Here is a 12310-nt window from a genome sequence, read left to right on the forward strand (position 1 = left end):
TCGGTGCCGAACCCCGGGATCCGGCCTCGGGGCTCACACGGGGCTCACACGGGGCTCACGGTGAGACCGCGGTGATGGCCGGCGCGCGACGTCGACGCCCCTGACCCGCTGCTCCTCCGAGGTCGGTACGCCGCCGACCCGGAGACGACCCAGGAGGACTGCGCGGCCGGGTTCGACCCACCGTCAGCGTCCCGACGTCGGTCCCGGCACTCCAGGGCGGCGCGGGCGCCGCGGACGCCCGCGCGGGCTCCTCCGACGTTGGTGGCGCCGCTCCCCGCACACCCGCGCGGACGACACCCGTGGGCACGGACCGGTCCGGTGCTAGTGTCCTCAGCATCCACACGGGAGCCCGATGCATCGGGCTGAGATGGGGCTGAAGCCGCCCTGACCGTCGAACCTGCTCCGGGTCATGCCGGCGAAGGAAGTGAGATCGACGTGTTGCCACGCTGCCACCTGATCACCGACCTCGGTCCTCTGGATCGGGAAGCACTGTCGCGCCTGCTCGCCGTCGTCGGGGAGGGCACCGTCGGCACGACGGGCGTCGAACCGGTGCGGGTCCGTGCGAAGCAGGCCAGGGACCGTGGGGTCGTCGCCCGGACGCGTGAGCTGGTGGCTGGGCTCGCGGCACCGGGGACGCGGGTGATCGACGACGACCGCCTCGACGTCGCCCCCGCCACCGGGGCGCTCGGCGTCGCCGTGGTCGCCGTGTTCGCCGCGGTCTGGAAGGACCCCGACCCACCCGGCGCCGCCCGGGAGATCGCCGAGCCCGTGCACACGTCGTGAGCCCGGTGACGCCCCGGCTCCGGGTGGTGGTCGTCGGCGGCGGGGTGATCGGGTTGGCCTGCGCCGACGAGCTGGTCCGGGCCGGGCACCAGGTGACCGTCTGCGACCCCCGACCGGGCGGTGGCGCCACGTACGCCGCCGCCGGGATGCTCGCGCCGGGTGGCGAGGCATGGTTCGGCGAGGAGGCACTGCTGCGGCTGGGGATCGACTCGCTCGCGCGGTGGCCGGCCTTCGCGGCCTCGCTGGCGGAACGATCGGGGCGCGAGCCCGACCTGCGCTCGACCGGCACCGTGCTCGTCGCCGCCGACCGCGACGACCTCGCCGAGGTGCACCGTGCCTGCCGGCTGCTCGACGCCAGCGGGGTGCTGGTGGACGAGCTCGACCGGCGCGCCCTGCGAGCGGCGGAGCCGATGCTCTCGGGGCGCCTCGTCGGCGGGGCGCTGCTGCCCGACGACCGCCACGTCAACCCGCGGCGGGTCGCCGACGCGCTGCTCGCGGTGCTGGGGGACCGGGTGGTCCGTGCCCGCGCGACACCCGGGTCCGACGGCGTGGTCCTGGACGACGGCTCCCGTCTGCGAGCGGACGTGGTGGTGCTCGCCACCGGTGCGACCGGGATGCCGCACGTGCGCCCGGTGCGCGGCGAGGCGGTCCGGGTGCGGTCCGGGCCGGGCCCGGCCCGGGTGCTGCGGGCCCGCGTCCACGGGGAGCGGGTCTACGTCGTGCCGCGCGCGCACTCCGAGCTGGTCATCGGCGCGACCGAGGAGGAGCACCCGGCCGGCGACGGCGAACCGCTGCCCACCCTCGGCGGGGTGGCCCGGCTGCTCGAGACCGCGCGCGCCCTGGTGCCCGGCCTCGCCACCGCCGAGCTGCTCGAGGTGGTCGCCCGGGACCGGCCCGGCAGCCCCGACAACGGCCCCCTGCTCGGACCGGTGCCGGGCACGGGGAGCGCCCGGCTGCTGCTCGCCGGCGGACATCACCGCGGGGGCGTGCTGCTCGCGCCGGTGACCGCGGCGACCGTGCGCGCCCACGTCGACGGCCTTGCGGTGCCGCCGGCGGCGCGGCCGTTCCACCCCCAGCGCTTCGACCGCCCCGGGGACACGGACCGCCCCGCAGACCGCAACACGGACCGCGACACCGATCGGAACGAGGAACCATGCGCCTGAGCGTGAACGGACGACCGCACGAGCTGCCCGAGGGCACCGCGCTGACCGGCCTGCTGGAGACGGTGGCCCCCGACCCCCGCGGCGTCGCCGTCGCCCTCAACGGCAGCGTCGTGCGTGCCGCCGAGTGGCCGGCCACCCCGCTGCGCGACGGCGACCTCGTCGAGGTCGTCACCGCCCACCAGGGCGGGTGAGGGGGTGGACGTGCTCGAGGTCGCGGGCGTGCGGCTCGCCCCGCTGTGGCTGGGCACGGGCGGACTGACCAGCCTGGAGACCGTGCGCCGCGTGGTCGAGGCGGCGCGCCCCGGTCTGGTGACGGTCTCGGTCCGGCGGACCTCCGACACGGGGACCGGCAGCCTGCTGGCGACCCTGCGTGGGCTCGACGTCCGGGTGCTGCCCAACACCGCAGGCTGCCTCGGAGCCCAGGAGGCGGTGCTGACCGCCGAGCTCGCCCGGGAGGCGCTCGACACCGAGTGGGTCAAGCTCGAGGTGATCGGTGACGAGCTCAGCCTGCTGCCCGACGTCGTCGAGCTGGTCGAGGCGGCGGAGACGCTGGTGGCTCGCGGCTTCACCGTGCTGCCCTACACGACCGGGGACCCGGTCGTCGCCCGTCGGCTGGTCGAGGTCGGCTGCGCCGCGGTGATGCCGCTGGGTTCCCCGATCGGCTCGGGGCGCGGGATCGCTGACCCGCACACGATCGAGGCGGTGCGGGCGGCGGTGGACGTCCCGGTCGTCCTGGACGCGGGGATCGGCACGGCCAGCGAGGCGGCGCACGCGATGGAGCTCGGCTGCGACGCGGTGCTCGTGGCGACCGCGGTCACCCGCGCCGAGGACCCGGTCGCGATGGCGCGCGCGATGAGCCTGGCCGTCGAGGCGGGACAGCTCGCCCGTCGGGCCGGGCGGATCCCGCGCCGGGAGACGGCGCGGGCATCGAGCCCGATGCGCGGGCGGGTGGGGAGGTGAAGGTGCCGAGGCTGCTGCTGCTCACCGACCGCGGGCAGCTGCCCCCGGGTCGTGGCCTGGTCGAGACCCTGGCCTCGTGCGCGGCGGCCGGCGCGACGACGGTCGTGCTGCGCGAGCTCGACCTGGACGAGCCGGCGCGTGCCGCCCTCGCCGACGCCTTGTCGGCTCACATGCAGGTCATCTCGGCGCGCACCGTCCTACCCGGTGTGAGGGGTCTGCACCTCGCTGCCCACCAGGCCGTTCCGGCACCGGGCGGCCCGCCGCACGGCCGCTCCTGCCACGACCAGGCCGCGGTCGCGCGGGCCGCCGAGGAGGGGGCGGCCTACGTGACGATCTCGCCGGTCGCGTCCACGGTCTCCAAGCCGGGCTACGGTCCGGCGCTCGGCGCCGAGGGAGTACGCCGGGCCGTCGAGGCCGCCGGCGGCCTGCCGGTGCTGGCGCTCGGCGGCGTGTCTGCTGGGTCCGCGGCCCACCTGAGCGCGGCCGGGGCCCACGGTGTCGCGGTGATGGGTGCCGTCATGCGGGCCCACGACCCGGCCGCCGTCGTCTCCGCGCTGATGGCCGAGCTGGGGGAGTGATGGCCGCCCCGCTGATGGTCCTCGGCGACCCCGGCACGGACTCCGGCACCGACAGCGCAGCCCTCGCCGTCCACCGGGCCCGCGGCCCCGACCTCCTGACCGCTGCCCGGCACGCCCACGTCTCCACCCATCCCCCACGAGGAGAACTGATGCACATCCACCCCCAGCACAGCACCGTCCACCGCACCGGACAGCGCGACGACATCGCCGTGCCGTTCACCCGCGTCGCGCTCACCAACGGCGAGACCTTCGACCGCTATGCCACTGCCGGCCCCGGCAGCGACCCCGAGGTCGGCCTGCCCGCGCTGCGCAGCGGCTGGGTCGCGGAGCGCGGCGACACCGAGGACTACGACGGCCGCGAGGCCCAGCTGCTCGACAACGGCAGGGCGGCCGTACGCCGCGGGGAGGCCCGCGACCCCTGGCGCGGGCACCGGGCACGACCGCGCCGTGCACGGCCCGGGTGCACGGTGACGCAGATGCACTACGCCCGCCGAGGTGTGGTCACCCCGGAGATGGAGTACGTCGCGATCCGCGAGGGGATGGACGTCGAGCTGGTGCGCAGCGAGGTCGCGGCCGGACGCGCGATCATCCCGGCCAACGTCAACCACCCCGAGGCCGAGCCGATGATCATCGGCAAGCGCTTCCTGGTGAAGGTCAACGCCAACATCGGCAACTCCGCGGTGACGAGCTCCATCGCCGAGGAGGTCGACAAGATGACCTGGGCGGTCACCTGGGGCGCCGACACCGTGATGGACCTCTCCACCGGGGACGACATCCACACCACCCGGGAGTGGATCGTGCGCAACTCCCCGGTCCCGATCGGCACCGTCCCGATCTACCAGGCCCTCGAGAAGGTCGACGGCGACGCCTCGAGGATGACCTGGGAGATCTACCGCGACACCGTGATCGAGCAGTGCGAGCAGGGCGTCGACTACATGACCGTGCACGCCGGCGTGCTGCTCCGCTACGTCCCGCTCACCGCGCAGCGGATCACGGGGATCGTCTCGCGTGGCGGCGCGATCATGGCCGGCTGGTGCCTGGCCCACCACCAGGAGAACTTCCTCTACACCCACTTCGACGAGCTGTGCGAGATCTTCGCGCGCTACGACGTGTCGTTCTCCCTGGGTGACGGGCTGCGCCCCGGGTGCACCGCGGACGCCAACGACGAGGCCCAGCTCTCCGAGCTGCGCACGCTGGCCGAGCTCACCCAGCGGGCCTGGGAGCACGACGTGCAGGTGATGGTCGAGGGCCCCGGCCACGTCCCGCTGAACCTGGTCGAGGAGAACGTCGTGCTCCAGCAGGACTGGTGCCACGGGGCGCCGTTCTACACCCTCGGCCCGCTGGCCACCGACATCGCTCCGGGCTACGACCACATCACCTCGGCGATCGGCGCGGCCGCGATCGCCATGCACGGCACGGCGATGCTCTGCTACGTCACCCCCAAGGAGCACCTGGGCCTGCCGAACCGCGACGACGTCAAGACCGGCGTGATCACCTACAAGCTCGCCGCCCATGCCGCGGACGTCGCGAAGGGCCACCCGGGCGCGCGTGACTGGGACGACGCACTGTCGAAGGCGCGCTTCGAGTTCCGGTGGCACGACCAGTTCGCGCTGTCGCTGGACCCGCACACGGCGGAGTCCTTCCACGACGCGACGCTGCCGGCCGAGGCGAGCAAGACCGCACACTTCTGCTCCATGTGCGGGCCGAAGTTCTGCTCCATGCGGATCAGTCAGGACGTCCGCGACTACGTCGACTCCGGCATGGCGGAGAAGTCCACGCAGTTCGTGGAGCTGGGCTCGTCCATCTACGTCGAGGAGCCTGCCGAGACTCACGCTCCATGACCTGGAGCCGCCCGGTACCTGCTCGGTGATCCGACCTCGGCGGCCGAGCGGGCCGTCGAGGTCGGGGGCGGGGCCTGTCCGCCGACGGCCTGGGAGAGGTTCTGGGACGTCGTCGCTGCGCGCCGGGACGTACGCCGCTCACGGGCCAGCTGGAGCGGGCAGGCTGGCCGGGGCGTCAGCCGGACGAGGACGTCGGGTCCGAGACGCGCCGCGGGCTCATGTCGCCCACGCGGGGCAGGAGACGAGCTGCGGTCGTCGGCTGTCGTGGGCGGGCGGGCCCGCGTCGTGCATGCTCTCGTTCGGGACCACCCGCACCGGCCGCGGGTCACGGGCTCGCTCGGCACCATGAGTGCAGTGGGCCTCACGTGATCGCGCTGACGTCGAAGGCGTGGCGCTGCTGGAGCTCAGCCCGTCCAACTAGGCTCGTCGGGTGCGCCTGGTCGCGGCCGTCCTCGGCTTCCTGCTGAAGAAGGTCGGGCTCTTCCTCGTGCTCGTGCTCGTCCTCTTCCTCGGCTACCTGGTCGGCCAGACCGTCGTCCCGAGCCTCCGCGAGGCTGCGGCGGACCGGGAGCGACTGCAGCAGCTGGCCGCGGAGCGAGCGGACCTTGAGGCCGACCTGGAGCGGTTGGAGGACTCCTCCGTCGCGGACCAGAGCGCGTCCGTCGAGTACTTCGAGTCCCTCGCCGCCGAGCAGGTGGACGGGCTGGCCGGTGAGGTGGCGGACGCACGGGCCGAGGCCGAGGACCTCCGTGAGGACGCCCGGGTCCAGTGCGACCTCTGGCAGCGGCTCGGTGACCTGCTGACCCCCGGGGACACCTGCGAGGCCGCCGAGGCCGCGGCCGAGGCGGCCGCGCGGTCCGTCGACACCGTCCAGGAGTCCTTGGAGCAGGCCCAGGACGACGCCGCCGTCCTGGCCGACCCGTCCCTCACGCCGGCGGAGAAGCTGGACCGGATCGGGGAGGGGGGTGGCTCCTCCTTCGCCGACCGGGAGATCGAGGCCACGGAGTCCGACCTGGCCCGGAACCGGGCGGAGCAGGAGAGCCTCGAGCAGACGAGGTCGACCGCGGCCGGGTGGGTCGTCGACCAGTGGGCGCGGTCCTGGCGATGGCTTGTCGGCCTGGCGGTGCTGCTGATCCTCCTGCCCCCGGCCCTGCGCACGGTCAGCTACTTCGTGCTGATGCCGCTGGTCCACCGGGCGCAGACGCCGATACGTCTCGCGGACCCGTCGGAGGACGAGGCGGCCGAGCTCAGCGTCGGCGAAGCCCGACGGACCCTGACGGTGGACCTGGCCGACGGCGAGGTGCTCTCCGCGCGCTCGGAGTACGTCCGCCCCGTGCAGGGGCGGACGCGGAGCCGCCTGCTGTACGACTGGTCCGCGCCCTTCATCAGCTTCGCCGCCGGGCTGTCCTTCCTCAGCCGCATCAGCGGCGGGGAGGGCGTGACGTCGGCGACGCTCGGCTCGCCCGACGACGCGGACGCCTACCTGATGCGCATCGACTTCACGGACCATCCCGGCGTCGTGATCCACCCGCGCCACGTCGTGGGCGTCGTCGGCGCACCCGAGCTGCGGACGAGGTGGCGGTGGGGCATCCAGTCGTTCGCGACCTGGCAGGTGCGCTACATCCTGTTCGCGGGCACCGGTGGTCTCGTCGTCGAGGGCGTCGGCGACGCCGTCGCGACCAACCCGCGGGGCGGGTCCACCCGGATCGAGCAGAACCTCCTCATGGGCTTCGACTCCCGCCTGCTCAAGGGCGTCAACCGGACCGAGGTCTTCTGGCCGTACCTGCGCGGCAAGGAGCCCCTCGTGGACGACGAGCTCACCGGCGCCCACCCCCTGTTCTGGCAGAAGTCCAGCGCGGAGGGGCCGACCAACCCGGTGACGAGGACCTTCGACGCCGTCTTCTCGGCACTCGGCAAGGTGCTGGGCTTCTAGCCGCCGGCGCCGAGCTCGGTCAGCACCTCCCGGAACGCCGCGTAGCGCCCGGCACCCACTCGCGCGGACCAGGCCGTCTCGACCTCGACGAGCGCCTGCTCGAACTCCGTCAGGGCCCGGTCGCCGGCTGCCGTCCGCAGGACCCGCCGGGCGCGCCCGTCGTCCGGGTCGCGCCGCACCTCGACGTGCCCCGAGTCGACCAGCCGGTTCACGAGCTGCCCGCAGCCCTGCGCGGTCATGCCCAGACGTGCGGCGAGGTCACCGACGCCTGCGCCGTCGGGCGGGCAGGCGTCGAGCACCCGCAGGTGTGAGACCCGCAGGTCGAGACGGCGGCCGTGGGCGGCGCGGACGTCGTCCAGCAGCGCCGCGAGCAGGGCGGCGACGTGGTGGGAGCCGTTGACCCGAGACATGAAAGTGACTTTACTACCCGCATGGGTGACCGATCGCTGCTGGGACCCGCCGACCTCGACGACACGACGCTGAGGGGGGTCGTGGCCGACCTGCTGGGCCACCCGACCGAGGAGGTCGCCGTCGGCCCGGTGTCCGTCGAGCGGGTCGCGTACGACGTCCCGGCGCTCACCACCGTGGCGCGCTGGTGGGTCTCGGGGACGGCGCGGACGCCCGACGGGGAGGAGTCGTGGCGGGTCTTCGTCAAGCACGTCCAGGCCTGGCGGCACTCGGCGTTCTTCGCCCACGTGCCGGAGCCGGTGCGCGAGGTGGCGGCCGCCGGCTACCCCTGGCGCAACGAGGCCGCGGCGTACCGGTCCGACCTGCGCGACCGGCTGCCGGCGGGTCTGACGATGCCGCGCGCGCTCGCGGTCGTGGACCTCGACCCGGACCCCTGCCCGGAGTCGTGGGTGGCCTGGCTGGAGGACGTGACCCGGCCGGCGGTCCCCTGGGACCGCGCGCGCTACGAGCGGGCGGCGTACCTGCTGGGCCGCCTCGCCGGGAGCCCGGCGGTGGCGCCGCTGGCCGGGGTGGGTGGCTTCGACTGGAGCATCGCGCACTACGTCACCGGTCGCCTGCGGTTCCAGGTGCTCCCGGCGCTCGCCGACGACGCCCTCTGGGCGCACCCCGCGGTGGCGGCGGCGTTCGGCGACCTCCGCGAGGAGCTGCTGGCCGCGACGGTGGACGTCGACGTGGTCGCGGCCGAGCTCGACGCCGCCGGGACCGCTCCCAGCCACGGCGACGCCTGCCCGGCCAACCTGCTCCCCGGTCCCGAGGCCGGCTCCTTCACCGTCATCGACCTCGGCTTCTGGCAGCCGCAGCCGCTGGGCTTCGACCTGACCCAGCTCGTGGCGGGCGCCCTCCAGCTCGGCGTCGCGCCACCCGTGCCGCTGCCCGAGCTCTCGGCCGCCTGCGTCGCGGCGTACGCCGAGGGGCTCGCCGCCGAGGGGCGGCCCGGGCTGCACGAGATGGTCCGGCGCCACCACGCGATGCTGCTGTGGCTGTTCGCCGGGGTCTCGGCCGTGCCGTTCGAGCAGCTCGGGTCACCCCCGGAGTCCCTGGCCGCGACGTGTGCGCTGCGGGCCGACCTGGCCCGGCACTCCCTGGACCTCCTCGCCGCGGACGTCTAGCCCACCGGCTCGTCCTGCCGACCCCTGACCCGCCTGCCCCGACCCAGGGGGCCGAGCCGCTCAGCGGCGCGCCGCGTAGACCCGGCGGACGACGTCCTCGACGTCCGGCTCCTCGATGGCGAGGTCGAGCACCTCGTTGTCGTCCCCCAGCTGCTCGGTGACGGCGGCCAGGACCCGGGCGGCGGTGGTCGCCTCGGGGTCGAAGGCCAGGCGCTGGCGCAAGCTGCGTCCCTCGGACCCTCCCTCGGACCCGCGGTGCGTGGTGCCGGCGACCTCGAGGGGCGGCACCGGTTCCGCCAGGTCCAGCACCATCACCCGCTCGGCGCCGACGGTGCGGGACAACCCGGCGAGCGTGCCGGAGTAGACCAGCGCCCCGCGGTCGACGAGCAGCACGCGGTCGCACAGCCGCTCGACGTCGCCCATGTCGTGGGTCGTGAGCAGCAGCGTCGTCCCGTGCTCGCGCCGCTCGGCGACGAGGAACTCCCGCAGCCGCTGCTTGCTGAGCACGTCGAGGCCGATCGTCGGCTCGTCGAGGACGAGCAGGCGGGGGGAGTGGAGCAGCGCGGCGGCGACCTCGGCGCGCATCCGCTGGCCGAGGGAGAGCTGGCGGACCGGGACGGTGAGGAACTCGCCGAGCTCGAGACGCTCGACCAGCTCCGCGGTGCGCCCGCGCTCCTGCTCCGGGCTCAGGCCGTGGACGGCGGCGAGGATCCGGAACGACTCCTGGGTCGGCAGGTCCCACCACAGCTGGCTGCGCTGACCGAACACGACGCCGATCTCGCGGGCCAGGCGACGACGGTCCGGCACCGGGCGCAGCCCGCACGTGACGACGCGCCCCCGGGTGGGAACGAGGATCCCGCACAGCATCTTGATGGTCGTGGACTTCCCGGCGCCGTTCGCGCCGATGTAGCCGACGGCCTCGCCCGCCTCGACCCGCATGTCGAGGGCGTCGAGCGCGACGACGGTGCGACGCCGCATCCCCTCCCGGACGCGGAAGTCGCGACCCAGCCCCTCGGTCTCGATGATCGTCCCGCCGCTCATCCGCCGCCTCCCTGGTAGTGCCGCACCCCGATCCGCCAGCCGGCCAGCGCCAGCACCCACGCCCACACCGCGGCCACCGGCGCGAGCCAGCCCAGCCAGCCGGGCAGCCAGTCCCCGCCGGGCAGGCCGAGCATCGTCAGCGCCGGCAGGTAGGCGGTGAAGGCCATGGGGAAGAAGAAGCCGAAGACGACGACCAGCGGGCGGCCCCACACCGAGGCCGGTTGCGTGGCGGCGTACCGGCCGCCGTACACGAAGGCGTTGGTGGCCTCGTAGCCGTCGACGAGGAAGAACTGCATGCCGCCGGCCCACACGAACATCGCCGAGAAGGTGGCGATCCCGGACAGCACGGCGAGCACCAGGAGGGCGACGTTGCCGAGGCTCCAGGCGACGTCGTTGACCACGAGCCCCGCGACGAGCGCGACCAGGCCGACGAAGGCGCGCGCCAGCCGTCGGAGCGAGATGTCGCTGGTGACGAGCTGCGCCAGCAGGGGCTGCGGTCGCAGGTAGAAGACGTCGAGCGTGCCGGCCTTCAGGTACGTCGGCAGGTTGTCGCAGTGGCCGAACACCGTGTCGGCGAGCGAGAAGGACAGGTCGGCGATGCCGAAGACCAGCACGATCGCGGCGAGGTCGAGGCCGCCGAGGCGGTCGACGGTCAGGAACAGCACGGCGATCTCGGCGAGCTCGACGACCCCGACGAGCATCGAGCTGCCCAGGTCGAGGCGGAAGCTGGCGCGGTGGGAGCGCTGCGCGCGCACCCGTGAGGCGAGGACGGCGCGGTAGGGGGCCAGGACGGCCGTCCGGTCACCCACCCTGCACCTCCAGTCTCCGCCGGCCCGCGCGGGTCAGCGCCTGCCCGAGAGCGGCGACGGCGACGAGCCACCCCACCTGGACGACGACGAGCAGCGCCGCCGTGGCGTGGTCGGCCCGGCCGGAGAGGACGTCGACCGGGAACTGCAGCATCGAGGGGAACGGGGTGGCGAGGGCCGTCGCGTGCAGCCAGCCCGGGAACAGGGCGATCGGCACGAACAAGCCGGCGAGGAACCCGGACAGGACCATGTAGAGGATCTGGAGCCCGCGGTTGTCGACCATCCAGAACCCGGCGACGGCGACGAGGTAGACGGTCGCGCAGGAGACGGTGATCCCCAGCAGGAGGCTGAGCGCCCCGAGCAGCAGGCCGAGCGGGCCGTCGGGGCCGTCCATGCCGACCAGCAGCAACCCGATGGTGACCGTGGGGACGCCGCGCGGGATCAGGGCGAACAGCGACTTCCCGACGTCCTCGACGACCGCGGCGGCCTGGACGTCGAGGGGCCGCAGGAAGTCGGTGGTGACGTCGCCGGTGCGGATGCGCTCGGCGATGTCGGTGCGCCCCATGAGGTTGACCGACCCCAGCAGGCCCTGGGAGATCCAGATGTAGGCGCTCATCGCGCCGACGTCGTACCCGGCGACCTCGCCGCCCGCGGCGTCGACCACCGCGAACAGCACGGCGACCTTGAGCAGCCCGAACGTCGCGTTCGCGACGAGACCCCCGAACGCCGCGAGGCGGTAGCGCGACCCGCGCCGGAACCCGGCGGCCAGCAGCCGGGAGTAGGTGCGCAGGACAGGGCGGACCCTCCGAGACCTACCCCGGGGGGCCTGTGTCACGGCCACCTCCGCGCCTGGGCGCACAAGCGCGAGAACCTACCCGAGTCCACGACCCGGGTCGAGCACCCCGCCGGTCGACCGGGTGCCCGGGACTGGGTGACCGAGTGGTGTCGCTCAGCGACACCGATCGGTCACTGGGGCCGTCGGCGCCACTCGTCGGCGAGGACGGCGTAGACGAGGCCGTCGAGCCATCCCAGCTCGGCGTGCAGGGAGTCGCGGCGGTGGTGGGCCTCGCGGCGCATGCCGACCCGCTCCATCAGCCGGTACGACGGCACGTTGTCGGCGAAGCAGCTCGCGATCACGCGGCGCAGACCGAGGCCGTCGGGGGCGGGGGAGAGGCAGGCGTCGATCAGGACCGGCACCGTCTCGGTGGCCAGGCCGCGGCCGGCGTACGCCGGGTCGAAGGCCCAGCCGATCTCCGCCTCGGTGCCGGCGGCCTGCTCGCGCACCGGGCGCTGCCCCCAGCCGTCGCGGGGGAAGAGGACCAGGTCCCCGACCACCGCGCCCCCGTGCTCGACCACGAGCCGGCGCGCCCGCTTCTCGGGGTCCGACAGGCGCTCGCGGTGGGCGTCGAGGTCCTCGTCGCCGCCGCCGGTCCAGTGCACGACCTCCGGCCGGCCCCAGTAGGCCCACATGGCGTCGACGTCGGCGTCGTCGCGGACGGGCCGGACCACGCACCGGTCGGTACGACGGGGCCAGGGGAGTCCGGAGAGCGTCATGGACCGCAGTGTTCCCGAGACCGTGTTATCTTGACGTCAAGAGACTTTGCTCGGGTACCGGTAAGGCAAGCCTT

Annotated in this window: 13 protein-coding genes and 1 riboswitch; of the genes, 8 read left to right on the plus strand and 5 right to left on the minus strand. The window is 74.3% G+C overall.

Features of this window, described 5'->3' with window-relative positions; all coding sequences use genetic code 11:
• Window positions 1–331: 331 nt before the first annotated feature.
• Window positions 332–441, plus strand: a riboswitch (TPP riboswitch).
• The 7 genes from MJ876_RS08990 to MJ876_RS09020 all read left to right on the plus strand — a co-directional run bounded on the left by MJ876_RS08990 (window position 436) and on the right by MJ876_RS09020 (window position 7258).
• Window positions 436–783: a hypothetical protein gene (locus tag MJ876_RS08990; RefSeq protein ID WP_240235936.1), complete on the plus strand. Its 348-nt coding sequence runs from the start codon at window positions 436–438 to the stop codon at window positions 781–783. Its footprint overlaps the riboswitch before it by 6 nt.
• 5 nt (window positions 784–788) lie before the next feature.
• The gene (gene thiO, locus MJ876_RS08995) at window positions 789–1946 is read left to right on the plus strand and encodes a glycine oxidase ThiO (RefSeq protein ID WP_240235937.1); all 1158 of its coding nucleotides are present in this window, start codon (window positions 789–791) and stop codon (window positions 1944–1946) included.
• A 2-nt stretch (window positions 1947–1948) separates the two neighbouring features.
• A complete protein-coding gene (gene thiS, locus MJ876_RS09000; RefSeq protein ID WP_374202464.1) occupies window positions 1949–2137 on the plus strand; it encodes a sulfur carrier protein ThiS in 189 nt (62 codons plus the stop codon).
• Window positions 2138–2147: 10 nt separating this feature from the next.
• On the plus strand, window positions 2148–2906 hold the full coding sequence (locus tag MJ876_RS09005; protein ID WP_374202465.1) for a thiazole synthase: 759 nt from the start codon (window positions 2148–2150) through the stop codon (window positions 2904–2906).
• Complete coding sequence (locus MJ876_RS09010) at window positions 2903–3484, plus strand: thiamine phosphate synthase (RefSeq protein WP_240235940.1); 582 nt, start codon at window positions 2903–2905, stop codon at window positions 3482–3484. Before MJ876_RS09005 ends, MJ876_RS09010 begins: the two co-directional genes overlap by 4 nt.
• Before the next feature lie 149 nt (window positions 3485–3633).
• Window positions 3634–5325: a phosphomethylpyrimidine synthase ThiC gene (gene thiC / locus MJ876_RS09015; protein ID WP_240235964.1), complete on the plus strand. Its 1692-nt coding sequence runs from the start codon at window positions 3634–3636 to the stop codon at window positions 5323–5325.
• Between the two features lie 430 nt (window positions 5326–5755).
• On the plus strand, window positions 5756–7258 hold the full coding sequence (locus MJ876_RS09020) for a hypothetical protein (protein WP_240235941.1): 1503 nt from the start codon (window positions 5756–5758) through the stop codon (window positions 7256–7258).
• Here MJ876_RS09020 and MJ876_RS09025 read toward each other — a convergent pair.
• Entirely contained in the window at window positions 7255–7668 is a 414-nt protein-coding gene (locus MJ876_RS09025; protein WP_240235942.1) for a MarR family winged helix-turn-helix transcriptional regulator, read from the minus strand. The two genes, MJ876_RS09020 and MJ876_RS09025, sit on opposite strands and share 4 nt — an antisense overlap.
• A 21-nt stretch (window positions 7669–7689) precedes the next feature.
• On the opposite strand from MJ876_RS09025, the gene MJ876_RS09030 reads away from it, so the two are divergent.
• The gene (locus tag MJ876_RS09030; RefSeq protein ID WP_240235943.1) at window positions 7690–8835 is read left to right on the plus strand and encodes an aminoglycoside phosphotransferase family protein; all 1146 of its coding nucleotides are present in this window, start codon (window positions 7690–7692) and stop codon (window positions 8833–8835) included.
• A 60-nt stretch (window positions 8836–8895) separates the two neighbouring features.
• Here MJ876_RS09030 and MJ876_RS09035 read toward each other — a convergent pair whose 3' ends face one another.
• The 4 genes from MJ876_RS09035 to MJ876_RS09050 form a co-directional block, all read right to left on the minus strand.
• Window positions 8896–9876, minus strand: a complete 981-nt coding sequence (locus tag MJ876_RS09035; RefSeq protein WP_240235944.1) for an ATP-binding cassette domain-containing protein — start codon at window positions 9874–9876, stop codon at window positions 8896–8898.
• The gene (locus tag MJ876_RS09040; protein ID WP_240235945.1) at window positions 9873–10685 is read right to left on the minus strand and encodes an ABC transporter permease; all 813 of its coding nucleotides are present in this window, start codon (window positions 10683–10685) and stop codon (window positions 9873–9875) included. The genes MJ876_RS09035 and MJ876_RS09040 overlap by 4 nt, the downstream gene beginning before the upstream one ends.
• The gene (locus tag MJ876_RS09045) at window positions 10678–11517 is read right to left on the minus strand and encodes an ABC-2 family transporter protein (protein WP_240235946.1); all 840 of its coding nucleotides are present in this window, start codon (window positions 11515–11517) and stop codon (window positions 10678–10680) included. The genes MJ876_RS09040 and MJ876_RS09045 overlap by 8 nt, the downstream gene beginning before the upstream one ends.
• 131 nt (window positions 11518–11648) lie before the next feature.
• Complete coding sequence (locus tag MJ876_RS09050) at window positions 11649–12236, minus strand: GNAT family N-acetyltransferase (protein WP_240235947.1); 588 nt, start codon at window positions 12234–12236, stop codon at window positions 11649–11651.
• Window positions 12237–12310 lie beyond the last annotated feature (74 nt).

The organism is Nocardioides sp. CFH 31398, from assembly GCF_022436705.1.
Taxonomy (GTDB): Bacteria; Actinomycetota; Actinomycetes; order Propionibacteriales; family Nocardioidaceae; genus Nocardioides.

Coding starts and splice junctions, on each gene's coding strand:
- MJ876_RS09035 (WP_240235944.1), bottom strand. CDS start 9,876: ATGAGCGGCGGGACGATCATCGAGACCGAGGGGCTGGGTCGCGACTTC.
- MJ876_RS09050 (WP_240235947.1), bottom strand. CDS start 12,236: ATGACGCTCTCCGGACTCCCCTGGCCCCGTCGTACCGACCGGTGCGTG.
- MJ876_RS09030 (WP_240235943.1), top strand. CDS start 7,690: ATGGGTGACCGATCGCTGCTGGGACCCGCCGACCTCGACGACACGACG.
- thiC (WP_240235964.1), top strand. CDS start 3,634: ATGCACATCCACCCCCAGCACAGCACCGTCCACCGCACCGGACAGCGC.
- MJ876_RS09025 (WP_240235942.1), bottom strand. CDS start 7,668: ATGTCTCGGGTCAACGGCTCCCACCACGTCGCCGCCCTGCTCGCGGCG.